The 26,070-nt window shown below is 29.5% G+C and carries 42 protein-coding genes; all 42 read right to left on the bottom strand.

Annotated elements, in window-relative coordinates:
• Nucleotides 1–4: 4 nt before the first annotated feature.
• The gene (locus GXM21_RS05910; protein ID WP_008537987.1) at nucleotides 5–601 is read right to left on the bottom strand and encodes a Gp138 family membrane-puncturing spike protein; all 597 of its coding nucleotides are present in this window, start codon (nucleotides 599–601) and stop codon (nucleotides 5–7) included.
• Nucleotides 598–1,488, bottom strand: coding sequence for a phage protein (locus GXM21_RS05905; protein ID WP_008537989.1), 891 nt, complete (start codon nucleotides 1,486–1,488; stop codon nucleotides 598–600). The genes GXM21_RS05910 and GXM21_RS05905 overlap by 4 nt, the downstream gene beginning before the upstream one ends.
• A complete protein-coding gene (locus GXM21_RS05900) occupies nucleotides 1,463–1,804 on the bottom strand; it encodes a phage baseplate plug family protein (protein WP_008537991.1) in 342 nt (113 codons plus the stop codon). Before GXM21_RS05900 ends, GXM21_RS05905 begins: the two co-directional genes overlap by 26 nt.
• Before the next feature lie 13 nt (nucleotides 1,805–1,817).
• Nucleotides 1,818–2,528 carry a phage baseplate protein gene (locus tag GXM21_RS05895; protein ID WP_008537992.1) on the bottom strand — a complete coding sequence of 237 codons (711 nt, stop codon included), beginning with the start codon at nucleotides 2,526–2,528 and terminating at the stop codon, nucleotides 1,818–1,820.
• Nucleotides 2,529–2,540: 12 nt separating this feature from the next.
• Nucleotides 2,541–4,616 carry a tape measure protein gene (locus GXM21_RS05890; protein ID WP_008537993.1) on the bottom strand — a complete coding sequence of 692 codons (2,076 nt, stop codon included), beginning with the start codon at nucleotides 4,614–4,616 and terminating at the stop codon, nucleotides 2,541–2,543.
• Nucleotides 4,617–4,778: 162 nt separating this feature from the next.
• A complete protein-coding gene (locus tag GXM21_RS05885; protein WP_008537996.1) occupies nucleotides 4,779–5,309 on the bottom strand; it encodes a phage tail assembly chaperone in 531 nt (176 codons plus the stop codon).
• 2 nt (nucleotides 5,310–5,311) lie between these two features.
• The gene (locus GXM21_RS05880; protein ID WP_008537997.1) at nucleotides 5,312–5,746 is read right to left on the bottom strand and encodes a phage structural protein; all 435 of its coding nucleotides are present in this window, start codon (nucleotides 5,744–5,746) and stop codon (nucleotides 5,312–5,314) included.
• A gap of 13 nt (nucleotides 5,747–5,759) precedes the next feature.
• On the bottom strand, nucleotides 5,760–7,115 hold the full coding sequence (locus tag GXM21_RS05875) for a DUF3383 family protein (RefSeq protein ID WP_008537998.1): 1,356 nt from the start codon (nucleotides 7,113–7,115) through the stop codon (nucleotides 5,760–5,762).
• Entirely contained in the window at nucleotides 7,115–7,642 is a 528-nt protein-coding gene (locus GXM21_RS05870; protein WP_008537999.1) for a phage neck terminator protein, read from the bottom strand. The genes GXM21_RS05875 and GXM21_RS05870 overlap by 1 nt, the downstream gene beginning before the upstream one ends.
• A complete protein-coding gene (locus GXM21_RS05865) occupies nucleotides 7,635–7,976 on the bottom strand; it encodes a hypothetical protein (protein ID WP_008538000.1) in 342 nt (113 codons plus the stop codon). The genes GXM21_RS05870 and GXM21_RS05865 overlap by 8 nt, the downstream gene beginning before the upstream one ends.
• Before the next feature lie 4 nt (nucleotides 7,977–7,980).
• Nucleotides 7,981–8,424 carry a phage virion morphogenesis protein gene (locus GXM21_RS05860; protein ID WP_008538001.1) on the bottom strand — a complete coding sequence of 148 codons (444 nt, stop codon included), beginning with the start codon at nucleotides 8,422–8,424 and terminating at the stop codon, nucleotides 7,981–7,983.
• A complete protein-coding gene (locus GXM21_RS05855) occupies nucleotides 8,421–8,816 on the bottom strand; it encodes a DUF4054 domain-containing protein (RefSeq protein ID WP_008538002.1) in 396 nt (131 codons plus the stop codon). The genes GXM21_RS05860 and GXM21_RS05855 overlap by 4 nt, the downstream gene beginning before the upstream one ends.
• Nucleotides 8,806–9,045, bottom strand: a complete 240-nt coding sequence (locus GXM21_RS05850) for a hypothetical protein (RefSeq protein ID WP_154645550.1) — start codon at nucleotides 9,043–9,045, stop codon at nucleotides 8,806–8,808. Before GXM21_RS05850 ends, GXM21_RS05855 begins: the two co-directional genes overlap by 11 nt.
• 10 nt (nucleotides 9,046–9,055) lie before the next feature.
• Nucleotides 9,056–10,045 carry a major capsid family protein gene (locus GXM21_RS05845; RefSeq protein ID WP_008538004.1) on the bottom strand — a complete coding sequence of 330 codons (990 nt, stop codon included), beginning with the start codon at nucleotides 10,043–10,045 and terminating at the stop codon, nucleotides 9,056–9,058.
• A gap of 5 nt (nucleotides 10,046–10,050) precedes the next feature.
• Entirely contained in the window at nucleotides 10,051–10,500 is a 450-nt protein-coding gene (locus GXM21_RS05840; protein WP_008538005.1) for a structural cement protein Gp24, read from the bottom strand.
• Between the two features lie 4 nt (nucleotides 10,501–10,504).
• Nucleotides 10,505–11,563 carry a DUF2213 domain-containing protein gene (locus GXM21_RS05835; protein WP_008538006.1) on the bottom strand — a complete coding sequence of 353 codons (1,059 nt, stop codon included), beginning with the start codon at nucleotides 11,561–11,563 and terminating at the stop codon, nucleotides 10,505–10,507.
• A gap of 15 nt (nucleotides 11,564–11,578) precedes the next feature.
• Nucleotides 11,579–12,355, bottom strand: coding sequence for a phage head morphogenesis protein (locus tag GXM21_RS05830; protein WP_050900405.1), 777 nt, complete (start codon nucleotides 12,353–12,355; stop codon nucleotides 11,579–11,581).
• A complete protein-coding gene (locus GXM21_RS05825; RefSeq protein ID WP_008538008.1) occupies nucleotides 12,348–13,643 on the bottom strand; it encodes a phage portal protein in 1,296 nt (431 codons plus the stop codon). Before GXM21_RS05825 ends, GXM21_RS05830 begins: the two co-directional genes overlap by 8 nt.
• Nucleotides 13,644–13,675: 32 nt before the next feature.
• Complete coding sequence (gene terL, locus GXM21_RS05820; RefSeq protein ID WP_008538009.1) at nucleotides 13,676–15,025, bottom strand: phage terminase large subunit; 1,350 nt, start codon at nucleotides 15,023–15,025, stop codon at nucleotides 13,676–13,678.
• A 2-nt stretch (nucleotides 15,026–15,027) separates the two neighbouring features.
• Nucleotides 15,028–15,522, bottom strand: a complete 495-nt coding sequence (locus GXM21_RS05815; RefSeq protein ID WP_008538010.1) for a hypothetical protein — start codon at nucleotides 15,520–15,522, stop codon at nucleotides 15,028–15,030.
• Nucleotides 15,523–15,563: 41 nt separating this feature from the next.
• Complete coding sequence (locus GXM21_RS05810; RefSeq protein ID WP_008538012.1) at nucleotides 15,564–15,752, bottom strand: hypothetical protein; 189 nt, start codon at nucleotides 15,750–15,752, stop codon at nucleotides 15,564–15,566.
• 41 nt (nucleotides 15,753–15,793) lie between these two features.
• On the bottom strand, nucleotides 15,794–17,239 hold the full coding sequence (locus tag GXM21_RS05805; protein ID WP_008538014.1) for a DNA methyltransferase: 1,446 nt from the start codon (nucleotides 17,237–17,239) through the stop codon (nucleotides 15,794–15,796).
• Between the two features lie 63 nt (nucleotides 17,240–17,302).
• A complete protein-coding gene (locus tag GXM21_RS05800) occupies nucleotides 17,303–17,518 on the bottom strand; it encodes a hypothetical protein (RefSeq protein WP_008538015.1) in 216 nt (71 codons plus the stop codon).
• A gap of 551 nt (nucleotides 17,519–18,069) precedes the next feature.
• The gene (locus GXM21_RS05795) at nucleotides 18,070–18,495 is read right to left on the bottom strand and encodes a hypothetical protein (RefSeq protein ID WP_008538016.1); all 426 of its coding nucleotides are present in this window, start codon (nucleotides 18,493–18,495) and stop codon (nucleotides 18,070–18,072) included.
• Nucleotides 18,496–18,567: 72 nt separating this feature from the next.
• A complete protein-coding gene (locus tag GXM21_RS05790; protein WP_008538017.1) occupies nucleotides 18,568–18,705 on the bottom strand; it encodes a hypothetical protein in 138 nt (45 codons plus the stop codon).
• Nucleotides 18,698–18,934, bottom strand: a complete 237-nt coding sequence (locus tag GXM21_RS05785; protein ID WP_008538018.1) for a hypothetical protein — start codon at nucleotides 18,932–18,934, stop codon at nucleotides 18,698–18,700. The genes GXM21_RS05790 and GXM21_RS05785 overlap by 8 nt, the downstream gene beginning before the upstream one ends.
• Nucleotides 18,935–19,093, bottom strand: coding sequence for a hypothetical protein (locus GXM21_RS05780; protein ID WP_008538019.1), 159 nt, complete (start codon nucleotides 19,091–19,093; stop codon nucleotides 18,935–18,937). It lies immediately after the preceding gene.
• Nucleotides 19,086–19,346, bottom strand: a complete 261-nt coding sequence (locus GXM21_RS05775) for a nucleoside triphosphate pyrophosphohydrolase family protein (protein WP_008538020.1) — start codon at nucleotides 19,344–19,346, stop codon at nucleotides 19,086–19,088. Before GXM21_RS05775 ends, GXM21_RS05780 begins: the two co-directional genes overlap by 8 nt.
• A gap of 24 nt (nucleotides 19,347–19,370) precedes the next feature.
• Nucleotides 19,371–19,805 (bottom strand): DUF7659 family protein, encoded by a 435-nt coding sequence (locus tag GXM21_RS05770; RefSeq protein WP_008538021.1) that lies wholly within the window; start codon nucleotides 19,803–19,805, stop codon nucleotides 19,371–19,373.
• Nucleotides 19,792–19,977 carry a hypothetical protein gene (locus GXM21_RS05765; RefSeq protein ID WP_154645551.1) on the bottom strand — a complete coding sequence of 62 codons (186 nt, stop codon included), beginning with the start codon at nucleotides 19,975–19,977 and terminating at the stop codon, nucleotides 19,792–19,794. Before GXM21_RS05765 ends, GXM21_RS05770 begins: the two co-directional genes overlap by 14 nt.
• 10 nt (nucleotides 19,978–19,987) lie before the next feature.
• Nucleotides 19,988–20,500 carry a RusA family crossover junction endodeoxyribonuclease gene (locus tag GXM21_RS05760; RefSeq protein WP_008538023.1) on the bottom strand — a complete coding sequence of 171 codons (513 nt, stop codon included), beginning with the start codon at nucleotides 20,498–20,500 and terminating at the stop codon, nucleotides 19,988–19,990.
• A 197-nt stretch (nucleotides 20,501–20,697) separates the two neighbouring features.
• Nucleotides 20,698–20,946, bottom strand: a complete 249-nt coding sequence (locus GXM21_RS05755) for a hypothetical protein (RefSeq protein WP_008538024.1) — start codon at nucleotides 20,944–20,946, stop codon at nucleotides 20,698–20,700.
• 2 nt (nucleotides 20,947–20,948) lie between these two features.
• Nucleotides 20,949–21,500, bottom strand: a complete 552-nt coding sequence (locus GXM21_RS05750) for a hypothetical protein (protein WP_008538026.1) — start codon at nucleotides 21,498–21,500, stop codon at nucleotides 20,949–20,951.
• Nucleotides 21,501–21,506: 6 nt separating this feature from the next.
• Complete coding sequence (locus GXM21_RS05745) at nucleotides 21,507–22,352, bottom strand: hypothetical protein (protein WP_008538027.1); 846 nt, start codon at nucleotides 22,350–22,352, stop codon at nucleotides 21,507–21,509.
• Nucleotides 22,353–22,405: 53 nt separating this feature from the next.
• Nucleotides 22,406–22,966, bottom strand: a complete 561-nt coding sequence (locus tag GXM21_RS05740; RefSeq protein ID WP_008538028.1) for a hypothetical protein — start codon at nucleotides 22,964–22,966, stop codon at nucleotides 22,406–22,408.
• On the bottom strand, nucleotides 22,963–23,643 hold the full coding sequence (locus GXM21_RS05735) for a putative HNHc nuclease (RefSeq protein ID WP_008538029.1): 681 nt from the start codon (nucleotides 23,641–23,643) through the stop codon (nucleotides 22,963–22,965). The genes GXM21_RS05740 and GXM21_RS05735 overlap by 4 nt, the downstream gene beginning before the upstream one ends.
• Before the next feature lie 2 nt (nucleotides 23,644–23,645).
• Entirely contained in the window at nucleotides 23,646–24,251 is a 606-nt protein-coding gene (locus tag GXM21_RS05730; protein ID WP_008538030.1) for a hypothetical protein, read from the bottom strand.
• Nucleotides 24,220–25,173, bottom strand: a complete 954-nt coding sequence (locus GXM21_RS05725) for an ATP-binding protein (protein WP_008538031.1) — start codon at nucleotides 25,171–25,173, stop codon at nucleotides 24,220–24,222. Before GXM21_RS05725 ends, GXM21_RS05730 begins: the two co-directional genes overlap by 32 nt.
• A 2-nt stretch (nucleotides 25,174–25,175) precedes the next feature.
• The gene (locus GXM21_RS05720) at nucleotides 25,176–25,487 is read right to left on the bottom strand and encodes a hypothetical protein (protein ID WP_008538032.1); all 312 of its coding nucleotides are present in this window, start codon (nucleotides 25,485–25,487) and stop codon (nucleotides 25,176–25,178) included.
• Between the two features lie 70 nt (nucleotides 25,488–25,557).
• The gene (locus GXM21_RS05715; protein WP_008538033.1) at nucleotides 25,558–25,752 is read right to left on the bottom strand and encodes a hypothetical protein; all 195 of its coding nucleotides are present in this window, start codon (nucleotides 25,750–25,752) and stop codon (nucleotides 25,558–25,560) included.
• 12 nt (nucleotides 25,753–25,764) lie between these two features.
• Nucleotides 25,765–25,932, bottom strand: a complete 168-nt coding sequence (locus GXM21_RS05710) for a hypothetical protein (RefSeq protein ID WP_008538035.1) — start codon at nucleotides 25,930–25,932, stop codon at nucleotides 25,765–25,767.
• The gene (locus GXM21_RS05705) at nucleotides 25,907–26,047 is read right to left on the bottom strand and encodes a hypothetical protein (protein ID WP_163604682.1); all 141 of its coding nucleotides are present in this window, start codon (nucleotides 26,045–26,047) and stop codon (nucleotides 25,907–25,909) included. The genes GXM21_RS05710 and GXM21_RS05705 overlap by 26 nt, the downstream gene beginning before the upstream one ends.
• Nucleotides 26,048–26,070 lie beyond the last annotated feature (23 nt).

Genomic DNA, 26,070 nt, shown 5'->3' with positions numbered 1-26,070 from the left:
TCTTTTATTGTGCCTCTCCTGTACTACCACCACCATTTTCAACATTTCCATGTGTATGATGGAGAAGACTTATACCATTTACTACTAAATCGCCATCAGCAAATTTAAAATCAGTACCATTCAATATACCACTAAAACCATTTTCAGTTATCTGAAGCATAGCCGAACCATTAAATAAACACACACTATTTGCATGTTTAATATTACTTTTTGTTGCATTTGTATATAATCCAGGTATACAAATTGCGTCATTTAACGAATGTTTTCTCAAATCATCAGAAGTATTGCTATTATTTACAAAATCATCCAATTGTTTTTCCGCAAAAATTATTAAACAGCCATCACCAGAAGATATAGGAAATGTAACTCCTGAATTACCTCCCATTCCTGTAGGAAATACTACCGGAACATTATAAATAATAGGATATGCAAACTCTCGATAATCTTCTGTTTTATAAGTTCCACTAGGTTGCACAATAGCTCTATTTATACTAGCGTCATATGAAATTATTTTTCCATTTAACGCAGTATGTATATTACTTATTTTCTCATCTACCCAATTATCTACTACATTACGAATTTCATTTGATGTTTGGCTCATATATAAGTCAACCTTTCAATCAAATCAATTTCACTATACCATTCATTAGAACTAATATCACCAGTATGACGAATAGCCTCTACTCTAAACCAACCTGTTATAAATTTACTTTCAACTTTTACAGCATCTCCAGGATTTATTGATGGTGATAATAAAGTTTTTATCTTCCAACCTGCTTGTTTTTCTGCACGGTCCTTATTCTCTTTTCTTTTTCTTTTGCGTTTTGGTGTTTCTTTATCAGTTTTATAATTAGATTTTACAATTCTTTCAGGGCTTCCAATTAGTCCACTATCCGCTGAAAAAACAATTCCTCTATTAGCAACTATTCCACCATCTAAAATTATTTGTAAAATATTATTTTGTATTGACCATGTACAGCCACTACCATAACATATTTCACTTAATGCTTCAGCACCTTTACCAATGAAAGAATATCCATTTTTAAAAGTACCAAAAGTCGCACCTTCTCCAAATACTATAGATAATCCCATATTTCTAGCAATAGCATTTATTATAGTATCACCAGGTGTATTAGGCGGAAAAGATATGCTCATAATGCTATCTCTAATGGCAACCTGTCCATCACTTAAATCAAATTTTGTAATTATATCTAATCCATTAATCTTAGAATATGCTTGTATTACATTTCCTATAAATAATTTTGTTACTCCACCATTGCCTTCATAACCTGCTAATATCTCACATTTTATATCAGGCTTTTCAATAGCTTTTCTTGTTGTATCACTTAAATTATAAATTTCTAAACTACTTTTATTCGTTTGTTTGGTTAAGTCTTTTTCTACAGTAAACTTAACTCTTAAGGTATTAGCAAATTCATAACCTATCTCAGGAAAAATAACTTTATACTGCCGTTTCCAAAAGCTCATTTAGTTCCTCCTTAGGTATATAAATCAATATTGCACTATTATTAATAAAATCTTTTCTAGTTATCACTTGTTTATTATTATTTACTACAGCTATTAATTCACCTTTTGGCAAGTCATGTCGTTTATATTGTGCTAATAAAGGAAAATTAGGAACAATTTTTATACTTCTTACTATATCAACATTATTACTATCTCTAATATCTATAGTCCAATCTTTACTGTTACCATTATATGCAAAATGTAATTTGTATACTTTATCATCTAAAGTAACTGTCTCCACAAAATCATTACTATCTGTAACAGAAATACTTACCACTATATCACTCCTTCTATAATAATGATGAAATTATTGTATTAATTGCTGTATTAACACTTACTTCTAAACCTGTTTGAATTTCTCCAGCAACACTATAATCAGCTTGTATAGTATTTACTTTTACTGTAGATGTATTTTGAATTGTTGTCATACCTGTACCTAAATTACTTTGTGTTGCTGTACCCCCATCTTTTTCAGTAGTACCTGCTTTGCCTTGAGCGTCATTATTAGCGTATTCTTCAGGAATATCTTCTGTTCTTTGTGTAACAATTTGTACATATTTAAATTCAAGTTCCATTTTATAACAAATACCATTTTTTACTGTTTTTGGTAATGGTGCTCGTACCATTACCATATTATTATAAATAGAATCTACAGTTTTTATAGTTATCGGTTCTCGATTTAAATATATTTTCATTAAAGAATTTGCTACATTTTGTAACCTATTATTATCAACAGTACCAAAACTAATTGGAGTAGGCGTAAATACTACCTGCATTTTTAAAGACATTGGTTTTCTTTGTACATGGTCAGCAATTATAGAACCATCTTCGACAGGGTTCTCTGTTACCTCACTATCAAAATTAGTTTCTGTTTCTAAAAGTACATCTACAGATAAATCTCCTATTTTAGCAGGTTCTGTTAATTTAGGCATAAGTGCAGGATATGTTTGTTGTTTATTCTTTTTTTCAGGCAATATACCTGGTATTTTTCCGATATACATAACAAAACCTCATTAATCGCCTGGATATAATGGTGGAAAATCTAATCCACTTACCACACTAACTGCTTCATCAGAATTTTTAACATTAAAGTTATTATTCATAGTATATTCATAACTAGCAGATGATACAGCATTACCTATACCATCTAAAACAGTATCTGCAAAACTTTGCAAACTATTCAATTTACTACTAGCCCATTCAATTTTATCTAATACCCAATTTTGAATAGCATTTGCTATCTGCTGCAATATACTTATTGCAAAAGAGCCTAAACCACTAAAGAAATTTTTAACTGAATTTATTGCATTTCCAAAAGCTGAAATAAATTGTCCAACTGCTATAAATGTTTCGGCAATGAAATTACCAAAAAACTGGGCTATGCTTGAGAAAAATAATGAAACTGCTTGTAAAGCATATATAAAAGCATTATATAAACTTTCTACAATTATGTTCTTAAGAATAATTAATTGTTCATAACACCATTGAATAGCCTGAATAACAAATCCAATAGCACCAGCTACTGCAATAAAACCACCATAAATATATGTTAGAATTATTACTCCAATATTAACAAGTAATTGAGCAAATTCCTGATTTTCTTCTATAAGATCTGCTATAAAATTTATTATTGAAGTAAAAATTTCTATTATAGACCCCAATATACTAGCTATAATAGCAAATCCTGTTGCAATAAGTGGTGCAATAGTTATAAAACTATTTTTTAGTAATGGTAATATATCTGAAGCTAATCTTGCTATTGCCTGCAAAAATGGCTCTATTGTTGGCAATAGTCCACTAAATATTTCTTGTAAAGCATTTTTAATTCCAAAAAATATATCATATATATCAAAATTATTTAATTCATTAGTGAATGGTTTAAAAGCTTCTACGATATCCATTACTATATCTTTTAAAGAAGAAAATCCTTCATATAGTGTAAATAAGATAGGATAGCTATCTTGAAATCTATCTAACCATTCCTGACTTCCATCATAATCATCCATTAAGGTAAACAAATCATTTACAATGTTAGAAATATACATAACATTATTAGACATAGATTTAGCAATAAAACTAAATACACCTGTTCCACGTTCTAATCGCTGTGTAAATCTATTCCAAAGATTTTCTATTTGTTGCAAAGACTGACCAATAGTCGTAGGCATTTTAGAAAATTCTTCATCCATTTTTGCACCAGCAGATAAGATAGCTCGCATTATATCTTCAGATTTTAGTTCACGCTCCGACCCCATTTCTTTTAATTCTCCAATATCTTTACCAAAGTATTCAGCAATTTTTTGCATTAGCGGTTGAGCATTTTCATTCAAAGAATTCAATTCATCTCCCATTAGAAAGCCACTACCTAGCGCTTGTCCTAATTGTAATATTGTAGATTGTGCTTCCGCTGTACTTGCTCCACCAATAGTTAAAGATTTAGATACAATATCTGTAGCACGCATAAAATCTTCTGTATTAAATCCATATTTTTTAGTGCCATTAGCAATTTTAAAATACAAATTTCCCATTTCTTTCATGCCTTGCCTATTTTGCTGTGATAACACATATAATCTATCTTCAATATTAAATCTTTCTTCATCTGTAGAAGTAATGGTTCTAAGTCTACCATCTAAATTCATCATCTCATCAGCAGATTTTTGTATTGCTTGTGTAAAAGCTATTATTCGGTCTATCGCAAAAGCAGCTATAATTGCTTGTCCAAGCATTCTTGCTCCATTTATCAAAGAATGCATACTACTTTGTAGACTTAAAATATTAGCTCTCGCTTGAGTTGTATCTGCATTTATTTTTAAATATTTACCATTAGAACCATGCCAACGCCCCAACTTATCTTGATATGCTCCCATTCTTCTAAGTTGTTCTGATGTATAAATGGCTTCTTTTCCTATTCCATTAATACTTATTCTGGTCTTATTTGCACTATTAGAAATTTTATTCCACGCATTACTACCTACATTAGCTATTTTCGATAATTTAGATTTTGTTTTATTTATACTATTATCTGCTTTATTTACACTATTTTTATCTAATTCATAAGCTATCTTAGCTATTAATTCTCGAACTACCATATTGTTTACCTCCTTTCTTTAATGATGGCATATTAGCATATTCAATATCTGACTTCATATCTAAAAAATGGTTAATTTCAACGATTTCAGCAAGACTTATTTTGCCATACTTTACATCTAAGAAATTAACCATTCCACTATCTATTGCTCTATAAATAAAAATTACATTTCCGAAGTATTCACTTGTTGTGCCAGGAATGATGGGAGTTTTATCTCTGCCAACGTTTTTTGGACACCAATCGGAACGCTGGAGAGCTGCGAAAAATCCAAATAATTTACCTTAAAAACTTTTATTGCTAAAACAATCATATCAATAATTCGACCTTCAAAAACTTCATTAATAGCTCCTTCATCAAGACGAATAAAATCTTTTTTCCCATTAGATTTTTCAATTTTTACTGCTACATATTTTTCATCTAATAATAATTTTAATGCTAATTCTAATTTATCACCGTCTATTGTATAAGCTAATTTTTCTAATCCATTACTTATAATTTGTAACATATCTCCTAAATTTTCAGTATCCATATCCCCATTATTTTCGGAAATACCTTTTAAGACGCCACCTAATGCAGGAGTAATAATTTTTTGTAACTCACCTAATACCCTAATAGCATAAAATGGTGGAAACTGTCTTACTGTAAATACATCATCACCAATTTTAACTTCTGTAAATTTACCACCAGTCCACATTATCAATCATTACCTCCAATCATTAGGTTTGCAACTTGTCCTGTATGAAATACCCATTCTTGAGCTTCAATTTTTCTACCTCTTTTATGTTCAGGAAAATTTGTAATCCATGCTTGATTGGCTTGAAATACTGTTGTTCCTGACAAATCTTTAATAGTTAATGGTAATATACCTCTGCCTGTAGAACGATCCAAATTATAAACGTTACTAAAATAATCATTTGTCTTAGATGTTGTAGCCAATGCAATGGTTACTTCATATGTTTGATTTGGGTCCATACTACGTCCAACACTGCCATCAGCACCGCTGTAAATTTGTGTTCCTTCTCCTAAAGGTTTAATTGTTACCATATCATCTTCTGCAAATCCGTCAACTTCTCTTGAACCATATACTATTACAAGCATTTTAGGATTATATGTTACTACTCCATCACTCAATTTATTTCACCTCTTATTGATTAGTTTTTTCAATTAAATTTTCATACGTAAGACTACCGCTTATATTTATAGCATGTATAGCACCAGCTAAACGTGCAGTAAATGTTACATCTTCTAATAATCTTTGTGCCTTAGTATTAGCAGAAATATTAGATGCTAATGGTACATTTATAACATACCCTTTATTTATATTTCCATCTTCGTCATATTCATCTGGAGTTATACCTCCTCGTTGCTGACCTAATTTTAAAGCTGAATTAATTTGTGCTTCAATTATTCCTATACCACCATCTGTAAATGGAATTTTATCTCTATTAATAAGCACATTAAAAACATTTACCATTATTTCTTCTTGTAACCAATCTCTAAAACGTATTACATCAATCCATTCGCCAGCAGATGTTTTCCCATTTTGAGTAATTGCTACATTTCTAAAGTTTTCAAAAGTATTGCCATTTTTATTAGTGATAGCAAGATACTCTGTTTCTGTTAAATTATCTGCTATTACACCTGCTAATTTTTTATTCGCCCATGTTTCACCACCAGGATTAATAGCAAAACATCTAGCAAATAATGCACATTCTGGAAAATCATCATCATTTGTGTGATATAACCAAAATGTTCTGTAATAATTATTACTCTTTAATAAACTACCAATATCTGTATCTATTTCACTATCCGTAGCCTCTTTTTCATTAACAACACAGCCAAATAACTTAGTATGTGTTTCGGTCCATTGTGCCAAAGCCAAAATATCTGATTTTTCTCTGCTAACTAAAGCAATTCCATAAAAATCATTATCACTAGCTACTATAGCTGCCATTGTCTCCGATAAGGTTTCAGTTGCAAGTATTGGTTCACATGATAAATTAGAGGATAAACTTACTGTAAAGGCTGTTCCTTTCTCTTTAGTTTCTAATTTTAATTTTTCTGATTCAGCTGTAACTGTAATTTCTTCATGAGCATTCATTAAAGTTTGCAAACCTTCTATAATAGTTGTCGCACTAGCTTCACTTGAACTAGAATACTCATAATCTTGTTTTCCTTTTTTAGTTTCTAATGTAATTTTATATTTTGTATTATCTTTTACATCAGATACAGAAATATTGATTTCATCTACTTGTCTACGTCCTATTTTTACAATATTAGGTCGTGGTATTTGTGAAAAAGCGTCTGCTGCTGCCAAATATAATTTATCTGTTGCCTTAAAACCATCTTCAAGCATACTATCTACATTTGTATAAGTAGTTACACGGCTTAATGTATTTAAATGCTCTCCAACAATCAATAATGTACTAAATCCTTCTTTACTTATTCCTGTAGTATTAAGACTAATTTGCACATTAACAATTCTATCTAAATTAGCCATTATATTTCCTCCGTTATTATTTCTATTGGTAATTCTTTACCTGTATTACCTGTAATTTTAACATTTGCAATATATCCTACATCATCTAAATAAGTAGGAGTAAATCTTATTATTATGTCTACACTTGCTCTAGTAGTAAAGTGTGTATTATTCAATAAGGCAGATACATCCTGAACTGAATTATAGTCAACAATAGCTATATTAGCTTTAAATAACCTATTTATAACTGATTGTTTATTTAATTTATCAATCAGTTTATATAACATAGTACATGCATTTCTGTTATTATCAGCAAATACTTGTATCTCACATGTTAATAATTTATGTCCAATTATATTATTAACTCCTGGCTGATTAGTACGTTCAAAACTAGATTGTACCTCATCTTTTATAGAAGCATATCTTATATAAGCAAAAGTATCTTTGGGTTTAGGTGCATTCTGATAAGCATAAATCACTTTATTTTTTTGTAAATCCAACAATTCTGCCACTAAATCGTGAAATAATAAATTCTGTTCATCATTCATCTGTTATCTCCTGTGCATAAGCTTTATAATGATTTATTAAACCATTCTGATAAGCATGACAAGCAATAATCTTATATTTTTCTCCCATATATAAAAGCACGTCAGCATTTTGTTCTGACGTGCTTTTATCTGTTAATAACTTAGTATCTGTATAAATTTTTACAGCATTATTTGTATTAGTTCCTTCAGGAAATATTTTAGTATATTCATCTAAAGATATAGGCTGTACTGTAGCCAGTATTTTTAATGTGTTACTATCATTTGTAATATATTTACCACTGTCATCATAGTACCCTTCTTTTCTTAAAATAACCACAGACCTTCTAAACGACACATAATCACTCCAATTTATGTTTAATACTTGCTCTCATGCGTCCAGTATCAATTAATGGCTTATTATCACCTTTAGCTCGTACAGTAGCAGGTGAAAGAGGTGTAAAATTTCCATCTGTAATTTTTTCTTGTATCATGCCAGCAACTTTTAAACCAATTAAATTTAATGCTTGTTCTGGAGTTTGCTTACCTTCAATTATTTTTGCCCCTAACTGTCCTGATAAATTAGCTATTTGAGATGAGTTATCGTCTAATGTGCTACGAATAAATGAGCGTTGTGGTATATGTTCTGCTCCATATTCATGAATACTGCCAATATATGCCATTGTATTTTTCCCATCAGCACTCATATCACCTTCTTGAATACCCACTTTTAATACTTTTTTATCAAGTGTTTTCATATTTTTTATAATCTTTTCCCAACCTAAATCAATATCTTTTACATTCATGGTTTTTTCCTCATAATCCCTAGAGGTTTACACATTTTTTGTAAATCTAAATATCTAATACCATAATAGGTTTTATTTAAAATACTTTCATTTTCCATATTATTTTGAGCATATGTTCTAGATAAATCTCCTTCTTTTTCACTTATTACTTTACCTGCAATAATAGAACTATCTAAGGCTCCATTCTCATTATTAGCTATATTATCTAAAGTAATATAATGTGCAATAAAAAAAGCAAGTGCTTTCTCATAGAACTTGCCAAAATATTTTTCAGATACGAAATCTGAATATAGTTCAATATATTCTTTTATTTGTTCATCATCTATATCTATTTTAGGAGCAATTACTCGTATTTTATTTATTACTTTATTTATTAATTCCTCACTCATCATTTTTAGTGGCTTCCTTTATTTTTTTTTCAGCCAATTCATTAATTCTTTTTGATTGTTCGAGAGATTTTTTTTCATCCAAGATTAAAATTTTCCCATTTGCGATTTTATTTACCATTTCAGGATAATTTTTTTTTAGTTTTTCTAGCTGTACCTTTTCAATTTTTATAGGATATCCTGGTTTTAATTTTAATTCACCGATATTTAAAATTCTAGCTTCTGTGTTTTGCAAATACATAATCTTACACTCCTACCGCTTTAGTAAAACAATATGGTCTAAATACAGTAACACCAATAACTTCGGAATGACATGGTACTGTAAAAGCTAAATTTTTAGCTTGTATTGGCATTTGTTCAAATCTATTTGGTATTTCCAAACGTATATAGTCTGGGTCAAAATAACCCACAATCATAATATCTTTTGCCCCTGTACTATCAGCGTTCTTTAATTCTCCAATTTTTTCCCAACGTTTAATTTCCGGATGATTTTCTTTAAGCATTGCTAATACAGTTTTTGTAGTTTGTCCGTCTGCTGTAGTATAAAGAGTACTAGACAATGTAGTATATGCACTTGGTGGCAGCAATACTGTATTAGGTTGTTCTGTATCATCTGTATTATCTTGAATTGTATTAATAAACTCATTCATATCTCGAAATTGTTTTTCTGCTGTTTTTGAACTTAATGCTGTTCCTGAGGCTTCGCCATCATTTTTTAATGTGTATTCAGATAAATTAGGATTATCTAAAAATCCAATGATACCATTATCTTTATCTCCAAACCATGCAATTTTATTAATTTTTACATCATTTGCTTTTCTAGCTGCACTTGCTTTCATTGTGCTAAGTGGAGTATTAGAAAATACTGCATGTTGTAAATCTCTAACAGAATACTGATATGCTATTCCTAATTGTTTTACTTTAACGCTAGTTTCTTCTACAAATATATCAGCAAGTGGTAAATCATCTGCTGGATTAGCAACTATTTTAGCCATACCAACCATATCATAAGTACGTTGTAATGCTGTAGTTGCACCTGCACTAACTTCTGTTTGCACTGGAAATACTGTAAATGCATTCAATTTTCCATGTGTTACTTCTAAAGTTTTAGCTCTAACTTGTGTAAGCATTCTAGCTGCAATAGCTGAATAATTAGCATCAAAATTTGGTATAGCGTGTGCTATTACATCTGAATCTAATCTCTCTACATTTAAAATATAATCTCTACTATTCATATTTACTACTCTCCTTGCTCTACAGTTACATTTCTAAGGCGTAAAAGTGCTAATTTACCACTTTCAGCACCTTTTATATATGTTGCTCCAACTACTGCTGTACCTGTTTTACCCCATTTATAAGTACTTGCCATAATACAAGCAACATCACCTGCGGTAACAGCTTCACCAACTTCAACATAAATATCACCTGTAGACATAATTGCTACACTATCACCTTGTTCATAATAAGGATTAGATGGTTCTTTATGATTATGAACAACTACTCCAATAACTTTACTTTCAGAACCACTATCTACTTTTTTTACTAAGTTTTCAGTTGTACCTAAAACTACAGCGTCTCCAGGATTTAATCCTTTTTCTTCTTCAACAGCATAGCTATCACAATTTCTAATAGCAGTATTAGCTATCATACCTGCAAAACCTTTATCTAGTTCTCTACTGTACCAACTCATTTTATTATTCTCCTTTATATGCATTTGCTTCTGCTTGTTTTAATTCTTCCATTTTCTTAATGTAATCAAAATCATCAAAATTCATTTTATTATCATTATCTCCATTAATAATTCTTCTTTTAGAAGCACTTGCACTATCTATATTAATTTGCTGTTCACTGCATACGTCAAACATACCATCAATATATTCTTCACTTTTATTATCAATATTAAAATCTCCATTAACTTTTTTTATTACAGCTATTTTAATATCTTTATTACTTAAGGTATCAATTTTATCTAAATTATATTGCTTAGCAATGTCAAGCATTTTAACACGTTCTTTTACTGCTTCATCAAAGTTAACACTTTTATTAGCTTTTTCATCTGCTAAATCTTTTTCTAATTTATCAACTTTTACTTTCATTGCGTCATATTTTCCTTGCAATGCGTCAAAATTAGCTTTTTCCTTTGTCTTATTTGCTTTCAATGTTTCAAGTTCAATTTTTACTTCTTCTGCACATTCATATTCTAAGCCATTATCAAGTCTAACTTTTGCCATATGTTTTTTATCCTCACTTTCAATTATTTGGTCACCATCCATATTAAGACGAGCATTGCCTGCTCTACCTTTTTGCACAACTGCAAGATGATTGTACCTAATATTTCTTTGTATTGCGTCATAATGTTTACCATCAGGCGTAATACCTGGTGTTTCATCCAAGTCTAATGTATAACCACAAGATAATTCTCTATGTGGTGTATCTAAATTATATAAAGTAATATCTGCTCTAATATTATCTCCATCTTGTTCACCACCAGAAATTACAGTACCTAAAATCGGTATACTTTTTGAATTCTTATTATTAACCATAGCCACATGACCTAGTGTTATAGGCTTTCCTTTAATACTAGCTAAACTATCAGCATTAAAAGCTTCCTCAGGTGGTCTATATTCAATTCTTTCTGAACCATCTGCATTCTGATAGCGAAGAATACCTGTTCTGCCGATTATTGGTTTGTCAATAATAAATCCTTCATCTGTTTTTGTAGCTTTAAAAGTAAATCTATCATATCTTTGCATATTTTCACCTCCTTCCTAAGTAATAGCAACACCATTTATATTATTTAAATCTATAACTGGAATAGCCACACAACGACAGCGAATAGCCATTCCTGGATGTCCATCTATAGGTGGCTTATCCCATCTATATTTTTTCCCATTTCTAGCTTTATGCATTGGTCTAACTCTACTATCTCCAGCAGTACGCCAAATATATTCTTTTATACCAGCTTTAACTTGTCGCATTCTAGTAATTTGACCATTTAATTTCCCTATTTGGTCAACAGCTATTAATATTGCTCGCTTTTCTGTTATTCCAGTTATCTTTTTTATGCTATTAGCTAAATTTTTTGTTAACATACCATTTTGTATAGCTTCTAATATTATTTGCTTTACTTTATCAAAAAATTGTGTTTCAACCGAAGTTATTAAATTTACATTGTCATCAACCCATAAATTCATCAATTCTTGTAAATTGGGTTCTCCTGTAAAAATATCTACACCTATTTTAGATTTAAACGATTTATCTAATTCATTTTTAGTAAACCTACTTATATTTAAAAACATCTGTTCTATTTTTCTAGTTATAAAGTCTTTTGCTATTAAAACATAATAATTTTGTTTTATTTTATCCATCACATCGTTAAATGTATCGCTCAAACCATCTAAACGATTTTGATTTATAAATGTTTTAATATTATCAAGCGCTAATACAACAGATTTTTTTAATATTTTTACTAAATTAACCAATTGCTTTTTATATTCTCTTTCATATTGATACGGATATCTACATTCATATTGCCTTTTATTCAATAACATCACGTCCTACATTATCTAGTGTTCGGTCCAATTTAAAACCTTGTTCTTCTAAATAATTTCGCAACTCAACATTGTCTAAACCACCTATATTAACAAGTGAAGTTAATGCAGAAATATTTTTTTCTTTTGTTTCAGCTTTCATTTTATCTGTTTCAGCTTGCTCTTTTTCTGTTGGAATTGATAATGGATTAAATTTTAAAGACCAAGTATCCGGTAACTTTATTTGATAGTCTTTGCATTTAGATAAAAAATATATAAATTTACTAAGTTGAGGTTTTAAATCTCTACGTTGTAATTTTTGAACCATAGAATAATATTGTTCAAAATCACTATCTCCTGTAGCATTTTGACCACCTGGAGAACGACCAAACAAAATCGTTACAGGTATTTCACTTACAGCAGATAACATAGTTTGCGTTTTATCTAAAATATCTTTTACTCCACTTAAACTAATGCTTTTTATATCATAATCATCATCTTTATCTATAGCTAAGGTGTTTAAGATATTTCTGACCATATCTATATTTTGTAAATAAGTTCGTACTTCATCTTCTCCACCTTCTATAGATAACTTATTTAGTAATCCAGCTATTTTTAAAATGCCTTGTGCCATACGTTCCATAATATCAATAGCAAATTTATTACCTAAGTCATACTTTAGAATTAAAGTATCATAGATATTTTCTAATACCATACCGCCCCAACCATTACGTTCATTTCTCAAAATGTTAGGTACAGTTAATCCATTAAATATAATTAATCTAGAATAATGTATTTCAAAGTAAGCTCCTGTTGCTTCATCACTTATCAAATAGGTTTCAGTCTTTTTATAATTAGTACTATTAAAATCTTCATTCTGTTTTAATGGAATAACTTCTTTTGCGGAGTAAACTCGTATTTCTTCAATTCCATAAATATTATTTTCATCTAGTGGTTTTGTCAGATCTTCAGATAAATCTTTAAATACTGGAAAAATAACTGCACCACCATAACATCTATGCCAATATAAAGCAGTTGCGAATTTTTCTTCACAAGCTAAATCTTCATATAAAGAAAGGATTTTGCTTTCAGCTTCTGATACATCTATATCATCAGAAGTCTTTATACAAAATCCTGCTCTAAGTGCCTCATCTGCTGGGGATGTAATTATCTTTCTAAATATGCCATTTTCTATAAACAAATTTTCCGACATATTATAAGTTATAAACATTTTTCTTATAATGCCAGTATATCTACTAGGGTCATAACGTATCGTTCCAACTCCATTTACTATATTAATCATGCTATCTAGCCTTTTTATTTTTATCACCTACCTTAAAATACACTAAGATTTCTAACTTTAGTTAAATAATTAAATGCGTCTGAACTAGCGTCAACTAAATCATCATGAATACCATCAGGAAATGCACATAGTTCGTTTAAATACATTTTATTCCAATCTCCTCGCAACAAAAAAATATTTCCTTGTTGCCATTGTGCTGCAAATGGTTCTGCTCTATTAATCTTACTACCATTTATTCTTTCAATTTGAACATTAAACCCTGCAAGAAATCTAACATAGGAATGAGCCTGTTCTTTTCCTGCTTGACCTGGGTCTTGAGGAATATGAATATTATTACATCTATAATTTATTTTATCTTGCATAGCTATACGTCTAACAGCTTGCCTTACTCCATTTGCATTCAAACAACCAGTAAAGACATCTAAAATAATAAATTGCCCATTTTTTAAACGTGCCATCAAAACACCAGCCGTTTTATCTGGGCTTCTATTTGTTGGAGTTTCTTCTGTAGCTGCTAAATCCCACGCTCTACAAATAGCTACTATTTTATCTGGTATATTATTTACAACAGATATCTGATTATGTTTAAAATATAATCCACTTGCTGGTCTAATTTTCCAGTTTCCATTTAATAATTGTTCTTTAGTAACTGTATCTTGAGCTTTTAAATTCGCTAAATATCCTTTGTCATTTTCTAATAAAATCTTATTATCATATATTGATGAAGGAATAAATGTAAAGCTTTTTGGCTCAATATTATATTTTTCCAACAGCTCATCTGAATCATCAGACCATATTGGTTCATCATTTACAATTACAAAATAACGTATTTTACCACCACGAGATTGAATAGCATATCCTGTATCTTGGTCTATATACCATTTAATAAAATCTGCTACCCAACTATCAGGGTCAGGATTACAAGTAGCCCTTATATATGGTTTTATTCCCGCAATAGCTGAACGATTACGAGTAAGCATATAAGTAAATTGTTTCCAGCTAAAATGTGTAAGTTCTTCAAATTCAATCAAAGGAATTTGTGCCCCTTGATAATCATAAACAGTTTTGTCGTACTGAAGATGGTTCATTACAATTTTAGCACCGCTAGGAAATCTAAAATATCTATTAGGACTTCGTATATCTTTTGCTCCTAATGCTGTATACATCTCAAGAGCTGTATCCCATAGACCACCAGGAGTGGTAATTTGAGGAGATGTTCGTCTAAATATGATACAAGAAAAATTCTTATTATTTATGTGTCTTAATGGCTCTATTAGTGCAGCATAAGTTTTACCACCACCAGCAGCTCCACCATAAAAAACTATATCTGCTTTGCTAGATAAAAATTGTTCTTGTTTCCCTTTTTGTGGTTTTATAATCATTTTTAGTCCCTGCCATTATCTGGTATATATATTTGAATGGTATTTATAGGATTAGTTTCTTCATCAACTTTATTATCTTGATTTGAATTTATAAATGTAGCTTCTCCACGGCTTAAACGTTCTATTTTAACCGCAGTATCAAATAGACGAATAATTTCATTTGCATTTAGTTTAGATACATCTATTTTCTTTAATGCTTCTACTGCCTTTGCTTGCATAGACATTGCAATAGCGATATGACGTTTAGCCATCTTCTTACGTTCTCTTACAGCGGTTTTATATTCTATCTCCTGGAGTGATTTATCCCATGCTATACAACGTTCTTGCCAATTATATTTTTGTTTCCATTTGTCAACTAATTGCCTACTTTTTGACAACCTTTTAGCAAGCTGACAAATATTCCTATCTTCCATTTCTAAATAGGCTTTAAATGCAGAAAAAGCCTTTTCAGTTTCACCATCTTGTCTTTCCCATGGTCTTAAATTTTCATTTCCCATCACTCTCCCTCCAAATAAAAAAGGTAGGTTTCTAAACCTACCTATCTAATAAAACCTGCAAATGTTATTTTTTTTGGTTTCATATTGTATTTCTTAGCAATTTCCATGCTCCTATTATTAAATAATTTTATATATGGTTCAATATCTGTTTTTGCTTCTGCTCTTGTAATCAAACCTTTTTTGTATGCACATCTAGCTTCAAATGCTCTTTGTTTTATTATTTCTAACATATCATCATCTCCTTGTGCTTGATATGTTAAGGTAAGTACTATTAAATGTCCAGATCTTCATCTGATATTTCTAAAATATCTATATCCCCATATAAATCTCTTATTTTCTTCTGGTCTCCTTTATAAAAAACTAATACATTTTGATGTGTTTTACCTACTTTTCTACTTATTGAAAAACCTCTCCCCATTCTAATTGGTAAAGAACCTAATGTTGTTAATAAAATTATTTCATTATATAATTCCATTCCTGCATTATGAAATGCAGCTATAGTTTCTGATACAAAATTTCTATACATGCCAGTTTTTCTGTTTCTAATATCTCCAACAACAAAACATGCAAAACGATTATCTTTAAGCATATTAACACTATCAAATATTATTTTTCTATACATAGATAAAAAATCTTCATAAGTTTGATTACTTAAATCTTCTTTATCATCACTATATATTTCTAAGTCATAATAAGGCGGGCAACTAAATATAAAATCATACTCATCTTTTGCAAGCGAAGATATATTTAAGCTGTTTCCACATATCCATTTAGGTTTTATATCATCTGTGGATAATAATTCATCACCCTGATTTATATTAGCTTCTATCTGTTCTTTTCGTAAATCAACTCCTGTATATTGCCTATTCAATTTTGAAGCAATAATACCTCTTACACTACCACCTGCAAATGGGTCTAAAATCTTTGCTTTATCAAAACTAAACCAATAATACATTAACTCACATAAGACAGGGTCAAATACACTTAGTATCCCACCTGTATTAGTAAATTTTAATAAACTATCTTCTTTCATGTATCTATGCAAATAATTATCTGTAAACTCTGCAACTGATAATTTACGACCTATTTCCTTCTCACATTTCTCTTTATATTCATAAAATCTAGGTACTGAACCTGCTGCACTACCTGTCGTTTTAATATTTTCTCTTGATAAATCAGATTTAATGCCATACTTAAACCATGCTCTTTTTCTTTCTTGCCATTGTGCACATCTTGTATTTAATACAGATGTTGGTGTAAATAAAAATTTTTCACTAAGTGAAACTTTTTCTAATTCTGAATCACATACTATATCTTCATCTAAGTGTTCAACAATATCATTTATTTCTGACATATCAAAATCAAAAATATTCATATCAATACTATTAATATTAGCTAATTCTTCTTCTAATTTCTCATAATCCCAATCAGCTAATTCAGACACTTTATTATCTACCAAACGAAAAGCTCTTATTTGTTCTTCTGTTAAATCATCAGCTATAATACATGGTACTTTATCCATACCCAATTGTTTAGCAGCCTTCAATCTTGTATGACCAGCAACAATTATATTACTACTATCTATTATTATTGGGACTTTAAATCCAAATTGTTTAATACTGTTTGCTACTGGTTCAACAGCCTCATCATTCAGCCTAGGGTTATTTTCATATGGAACTATTTTATCTGTTGGTTTATAAATAATCTTAATGTCCATAACTACACTTCCTTTCCTTATTTTTAGGTATAAAAAAAGCACCTATTTAGGTGCTTAAATATCTTAGATATTTTTTTCAAAATTCCAATTTAGTATAGACGTTCTTAAAGCTTGAAAAACAGATGATTCAAGCTTTAAATTTTCTTTAGTATAAATGGATCCATCTTTATACTCTACATAAATAATAAAATTCTCATTATTTACATTAAAAGTAACCTTTAATTTCATATTAGGAAATACTCCTGACAATACCTCTACATTAAGTAATTTAAAATACATAAAATCACCTCAAATAAAAGATATTATAATTATATCATCAAATATAATTATATGTTATAATATTTTTCGTTGCCCTTCCTATACTGGTAACAGTTAGGAGGTGTCCATATGTCAAGATTTATCATGTTTTTAGAAGCTGTCATGGCAAGTATAGTTGCCTACTATATTTGCAAAGGGTTAGACATGCTTTTTTCGATTTTATGTGGCAACTAGCCTAGCTTCAGCGTTAGCTATATAACGCAAGAAACCCCATGAAGGTGCGAGCTTCATGGGGTTTTGCTGTCCATATGACAATTTATCATGTTTTGCCTATATTTAGTATAGCATATTACATAAATTTTGCAACATGAAGGCTATTATTCTAATATAAATTATAAAAATACATATTATTATTAAAATATATGGGTATATACCAATATTTATACAAGATAAACTTATAAAACAATAAAACCGCTAGTATTTTTACCAACGGTTTATCTTTTTCTTTAACAAGTATAACTATATCACAATTAAAGTATGAACTTCTATGAATTTTAGTGAACTTTAGTGAACTAATTTTTTATTTTTTTTGCAACAATGGATAATCCTTGAGAATGTAATGTATGCACCCATCTAAATGAACAATTAATAGAACAAGCAATTTCTTCCCATTTTCTAAGAGAAACATAACGTAAAATAAGTACATTCTTAATATTTTCGCTCATATTTATGTTGTTTAAAAAAGATTTTATTTCTATACGTTTATTTAGCCATTCTAATTTTAATCTTTCCATTTCTTCTTCCTGTTGTTCTAATTTAGATATAAAATCACTGGTATCATGTTTTATATTACTAAAACCTGTACGTTCTTTATATGAGGGAATTAACATAATAGATGTTGCACGTAATTCTTCTAAATCTGCATTACATCTTAAACATACTTGTTTAGCCTTATATACCTGTTGTAAATATTCTTTTGCTTCATCTATTTTAGTCATTATTTCTATACTCCTTTATTTCATATAAACACTAAAAGGATAGCCTTATTTTAGCTATCCTAATTAGTGGATTTATCCTATTAAAAATATTGCAGCTACTATTAAAGTAAACACAATGCCTGCAATTCCTAATATAGTAATATCTTTTTCGTAAAATTCATGCTCTGTCTTTAGTGGTATTCTTACCAACTTAGGTTCTTTATTATTCATATTGACCTTCTTTCATGACCTTTTTATCATTTGTCTCTCCATCACGAAAAACTACTTTTTCCATTTTTATACTAAAATGCTTCCATAAAAAATCATTACCACGTTTAAATACCTTCCTACAAATGGATTTAAAAAACTTTCTACGGTCCATTTTCTCAACAGCTTTTTTATATGTTGTATCTGCATATTGTCCATCATTTGTAAGAGGATTTATCCCTTCCTTTCTCATTCACTCACCAGCCTTTATATTTTTTACTACCTTTTTAGAAAATTCTTTTGCAAATTTATGTTTTAATGTACAGTTATTTTTATTACATGGTTTCTTATTAATCCAACACATATATCCCATGTCTGCCTCATAGTATCGTTGTTCACAAATATTACTCATTATCTTCCAAGTAACCTCTTTTTCTGTTTTTATCATTTACAAATTTAAATAAGTGTTTTATTTGTTCATCTGTAAAATTATGTTTTAGTAACGTAAGACAAGCTACAATTACATCACAAGTTTCTTCACCTATATGTTTTTTATCATTTTCATCTAAAACTGCACTTATTAATTCTTCATACTCTTCTTCAATTTTTAAACATTGACTTGATATCTCTGTTTTAAATTTAGTAGGTTTTAAATTGCAAATCATATTTATCTTTCTCCAACATATAATTTAGTCATCTTTGATAATAGCTTTAATAGCCAAATCTAATCCATTTTTAAGTGCTGGATTACTATTTATTTGTTCCATTGTATAGCCTAAATCATTCAGTGTATCTTCAACATCATACGTATAAGCAAATTCATGGTTGTACAATTCAAGCAAAAACATACTTTTTATAAATCCGCTTCCGTCCTTATCTTGTTCTATAGCTTCTTGCTTTTCTTTTCTATGTCTTTGTGTCAGATTTTTTAATTCTTCCTTATCTTTCTTTTTTATAAATCCGCCATAACCAATAGAACAAATATCTTCTCCATTCAATCCATATTCTTTTAATTTCTTTTCAAATTCTTCTTTACTAGAAGTAAATATATAGAAAATTTTGTCTTTAGCAAACGTATCATATTCCTCTTGATGTTTATTTTTCATTTCTTCATAAGTCATCATCTTTTATACCTCGTTCCTTTATTTTTCTATTTAATTGTTTTTTAAATTCTAATACTATCCAATCGAATTCAAGCATTTCTTCTTCAGCAAATCTTTCTAAATTTCTAAGTACATAATCCGCTTCTATACTTACTTTTTCTTCACATTCTTTTAAAAATATTTCTTCATCCATATCCATGACACTAAAATAAATTATTTTCTTCCTGAAGTTGTTTTATTATATATGGGTCTGTTTCAGTTGTAATATCTGTAATTAATGGAGTTACTGTTATCTCTACTCTAGGATTATATTTATCTAATCCTGCTATTTTTGTACCGTCCCAGCTTTTTATTATTCTGTCATCAGAAAGAAGCCATGTACAAGTAGTTTTCTTTTTACCATTTATAGTTTTCTGTTCATCAGATAAAATATCTGCTGTAGCTTGCATTAATCCCACAAGGTCAGGATAATGTGCTTTGTCCTGTAGATAATATTTACATGTTAGTTGTACTGGCATTGTATAATGTGGCAATCTATCAGGAGCATAAGATTTTATTAATTGTTTTTTGCAACTAATCTCATACTTTTTATAAGCCTTACTAGGTATAAGAGAAGGCATCTCTTTTTTCTTTCCTTTAATTTTTATCATTGTTGCACTATTTTTTTTAGTTGTTGGTTGACCTAATAAAATAAAAGAAAATGGTGTATTATTCATATCTTTAAAATCCCTTCTATATTGTCGATATCATGAAATAATCAAATTCGCCTGTAATTTTCCCACCATGTGATTTAACTATTCTCTGTTCATCTTTATTCCTAATTTTTATCAATCCATTATCTTGTCTATATTTAGCTATCTTCAATAGTTCATCTATTTTATCTGTATCATAGTAATAAGCTACAAGTGCATAATTATCTATTCCCGTTCTTTTTTTTTAATAAATCAATATCACTTCTTCGCTTTTGCAACATAGCATTTTTTTCATCATTTATTTTTTTCTGCTCTTTTTTTGCTATTTTATTTTCATTTTTAATGCTATTGAAATGCCATAACTCTTTATGTGTTTGATAATATCCCTTAAACCTGCATTTTTGTGAACAATATCTTGCTTTACCTGTTTTACTCTCAAACTCTTTACCACAGATACATATCTTTTTCATAGTTATACCGCCTTTTGACCTAATACTATTTGCTTATGTTCACCTATGAATGTTAATAAACTCTTATTTTTAGGAGTATTATCTATAATCTGCAATGTTACTTTATTTTCATATTGGTCATTAGTACGTTTTACAATGCGGTTATATACTTTCATAAATCTATCAGCAACGTTATAATCTCCACCACAAATATTCCTAGAACCAATTATTTTTATAGTTTCTTCAATTGCTGGGTGCGACCATTTTTGATTAGGTTTGTAAAAATCTATTTTACTTCGTACTTCTTGCCATGCTTCATAATCACTAGGAGCATTAATTTTATTTTCTCCGTTCACTATTTCCTTTACTGTGTTTATTATTTCGCCTGGCAATGGTACGGTTGGTATCTTCTTATCTCGAAGTATTTTTAATACTGCTTGTTGTCCTAATTCAAAAGAAATATCAGGCATTATAATTGCCCATGCTTTCGCTGTGGCACTTAAATCTTTATCTTGTATATTTGGCATTGTTGCTACAACATAACTTAAAAGAGTAGCTGCTTCTTTTACATTCATCTTTCTTCACCCTTCCATAAGAGCCATTAAACTATCTACAGCTTTATTAACTTTAGGCTTATTTTCTTGTTTTAATTTTAACGGCGGTTTCTTGCCATATTTTGCCCAACTTCGTAAAATCCCTCTAGCATATTTCATGAAAGCCACATCTTTGAGATGACTCATGTTTATCTGGGTTTCTTGCATTGCCCTTAATGTATCATCTTTCCCATGTACTTCTACACAATCCGATAAAACCATAAGAGCATTAGGACTTAAATCAATTGCTACGTTATTTTTATAAAAGTCGATAGCCTCACGTGCGTGCGTATATAAAAAATATATATTATTCTCTATATCTCTATTACTCTTATTAGGGTTTTGTTTTAGGTTTGGTATTGGGTTTGTATTTAGGTTTTGAGTTAGGTTTGATTTTAGGTTTGTATTTTCTGTTATGAGGTCGTAAGAGTTCGCATTATTATTGAGTTCTTGGGTTTCATTTAGGTTTTGTTTTAGGTTTATATTTGGGTTTGGTTTTGGGTTTTGGATTAGGTTTTGATTTAGGTTTGATGTTACATTTTCAACATAATTTTTTATTAGAGCATATGTTGAGCTTTTACCTCGTGTCTTACTGGGAATATATTCTATCAATCCTGCTTCAATAAGTTTTTTTCGTTTATCATTTAACTTACTATAATTTTTCAAATTAGCTTCTATCATCAATGTATTATTATCTATATTAAATTGAGTAGGTCGCCTAAGATAATTCCATTTGTCCCATAATACCCAATATAAAATCTGGGTATCGTTATCTAATTTACTAGCATAATTAGAACGAAAAGAAATTATTAAAGATAAAGGTTTTAATTCCATATTTTTTACCTCGTGGATAGGTGCTTGTCTTTATGGCAAGCACCTATTCCTATTTATTGTGCCACTGTTGGCATTTGTACAACATTATTTGGTGCTGATATATCAACTACAGATACATCATCTGTTACTGTTTCAGCTTCAGTATCTTCTCCAAATAAGGAAATTTGATTTCTCTTACCATCTAAATACTTGCGTGCTTCTTGTTCAAATGCCCAAAGAGCGTCAACCGCTTCTTGATTAAAAAACCCAGCTTGACTTGCTTCTACCTCATCAGAAGGACATTTCATAAGAGGTGTATTTACTACTATCTCTCTATCAGCAGAAGGCACATAAAACATACTAGAAATAACTGCTGACATTGTTTTATCTTCTGCATACTTGAAACTTACCGCATAAGGTTTTATACGTTTTATCAATAATGCTCCTAATCCTAAAATATTTAATGTTGGTTTAGTTAAATTTTTTAATGCTGTAAAAAATTCTGGTGCAGGTTCATCATTAAATATAGATGTATGATATGATGGCTTTTTATTTTCATTTGTCCTCATATATTCAATAGTTAATTTACCGGAACTTTCCTGATATTTAATCTTATTAATAGTTACATTACTCATTTTGTTCTTACCTCCATATTCTTTTTAGTTAAATTATATTTTTTAGCAATTTCTTTAGTTAATTTAACGGACTCTACATGATATTTAGCATTAAAAGTATTACTACCTAATGTATGCCATTCTATATGATGTTTTCTGCATAATGGTAATACAGGAATACCAATTTGAAATACCTCTGTTCTATCTCTACCCATACCAATAGCAGATACATGATGTAATTCCGCTTTAGTGCCACATATACAGCACTTTTTATGAAGTAAACACATATAGATATATTTATTAATATCCTCACATAATTCACTTAATGGCTGTTTTGTTGGGATTTCATATTCTATGATGAAATCTATTAAATAAGTAATAAATTCCTTTGCAGTAGTCATATCGCAACTTGATAGCGAAAATATTTCCTTATTTAACGATTGCATTCGTTTTACTACAAATTCAGTTTTCATCAATCTCTTTACATATTCAGGAAGATATCCACTCCATTCAGCAATTTCTTTCATTAATGCATAAGCTTTTTTTCTTTGCTCATTACTGATATATCTACCATCATTAAGCCCAATATCAACCATACTATATTTACGAAAACAAGCCCTATCTATATTGGTATAAGGTGCTTTTATTAATAGTCCCTCTGGTGTAATATCTATGATTTTTCCATGTATTATCTCCATAATTAATACCTACTTTTCCATTTATTCTTATAAACTTGCATTAAATTCATGTTATTAAGATACTCAAAAAAGTTTTGTATTATAGGATAAATTGAAGGTGTTTCCTCTCTTGTATATTTTTCAGTCCAAACGTATTTTCCATTACTTACTAAATAAATAAATTCTTTTGCTTCAGGAATAAGCTCTAAATACATTGGGTGCTGTGGACTATCTATAAACTTGCCCACATTATATTTTGATGTATATTTGATATCATATATAACACCAGCTTTTAAAGCATCTAATCTTCCATACAAAACTAAATCCAATCCATTAACATTTATTGTTTTACTAGCTATATACTGAAATCTTCCACCTTGTATATAGTCTGCAATATTTATAGCAGCAGTTATTTCATCTGTAGATATATCAGTAATATTTTTAGGGTCAGTATACTCATACACTAATCTTTCAAAATCTATTCCACGCTGTATTGCTTCATTTGGTGGGCTATATATTTTATTAAGTGTATTGAGGAAGCTTTGGTGAGCTTCCTCTGTATAATCATCAATGCAATTAAATTGATACAAATAGGAATTAAGCAGACTTTGTGTCATCAGATACTTCATTAACAAATTCTCCCTTCAATTTGTTCCATTTAAAGCCTAATTCTTTTGTTTTATCGAACAATATAGATTTACATTCCTTTTCACTAGTCAATATATGTTTTTGATTATTTATTAAGTCTAAAACTTCCATTGCTTCACTTGGTGTTGTTATTGCTTCTGTTGCTTCTTTTATTGTATTAATTATTTTTTGATATGCTTTTTTCTCTTTTTCAGCATCTTTAGCTTCAGCTTTTATATTTTCATTTATCTGATGAAAAAGATTTGTTAAAAATCCATTTTGATTTCCATTTAATTCTGGTATTGTAAGAACACCATGTATACCATGTGTTCCTTTAGCATAATAACGTTCACAATTAGTAAAACCTATCGTTCTAACATTATTTTGCATTTCCATGAACCCACCTAAATCCATTGGTTGCCATACATTATCCTTTGTTTGTCCTTCTACTAAAATTCTAAGACGAGTATTATCTCCATCTTTTTCTTCTTTAGCATGAAATACTATTACTACATGTTTATTTAATTGGTAATAACAATAATCTATAAATCTTGCAAACTCTCTACCAACAGCTCCATATCCTTTTAAACTAAGAGAACCATCTCTTTGACCATTTTTAGCGTTTTGTTTTATTACATATGCCGACATCAATTTAATAAGTTGTCCGCCTGTATCTATTACAAGAGTTTCATAATCAATTAAATTAAGTGGTACCAAGTCCTCCAACAATTCTTCATAAGTATCAGGTTGAATAAAATCTGTTCTGTATCTTGCTTCTACCCTGTCAGTTCCTCTATCAACATCAATCAATAGTGGTTTAGGTGCAGACAAAGCAAGAGTTGTTTTCCCTATACCTGGATATCCTGCAATTAACAATCTAATTTTCTTATCAGTATTTATAATTTCACTTGCTTTTTTAATCATTTTTATTCCACCTTTACAAAATATGACAATTTATTTACTAAATCATTTCTTTTATATAAAAAGCTTATATAGTTTTTAGTATTTATTCTTTGTCTACTAGCCATTGTGATATTAGCAATACAATCATACTCACCAATAGCAAAAAAGTTTTTAGTTTTTATATAAAATCTTAAACCTGTTAATGATTCTCTAATATTTACTAATCTTACATATTTGATATTTAACTTAATACTTTTTAGAATTTCTAAAAATTTTTGTTTAACTTCTTCAGAAGTAAAATTATTAATTTTAGGAAATACAATTTTTTTGACCATTTTTCTTTCCTCTGTTATACTTAAATTGCAAATATTTTTTTATGTGGTTGCTTGTTTGACCTGTTGTCTTTCAAGCAACTTTTTTTATAAAATAATCACCTTTTAATAAATCTTTATAAGGATTTATATAATCACCTGCAATATCTTTTAAATATCCATCTTCATAATCTACTAAAACTAAGTCCTCATAATCATCATTACGTAATATTACCTCTTTACCTTGTTTACAAAACGAAATTGCTTCTTTTATTGTTAATCTATCCATTGTATACACCTCTTAAAATGGAAATACTTCTCCATTAGCTTTATAATGCCAATCTTTGCTATAACCTTCTTTTAGTAATAAACTATTTATTTCTAATAAGTTTTTAAGAACATCTTTGGCTTTGCATGGAAATAAATTTGTTTTCTTGCCTCGATTATTTTTTACAGTACGTATTCTCATTTTTTTCTTCTCCTTTTATTCTTTGAATAAATGCATAACATTGACGGTCATCAGCACATACTGGAACAGCAAGACCGCATATCAAATGCAATATATGCACCTGCCCTTTATTCAATTTTTTACCGCACCGCCAACTTT

Origin of the sequence: Megamonas funiformis, assembly GCF_010669225.1 — a bacterium.
GTDB classification, from domain to species: Bacteria; Bacillota; Negativicutes; order Selenomonadales; family Selenomonadaceae; genus Megamonas; species Megamonas funiformis.
This window is presented reverse-complemented; position numbering and strand designations above follow the sequence as displayed.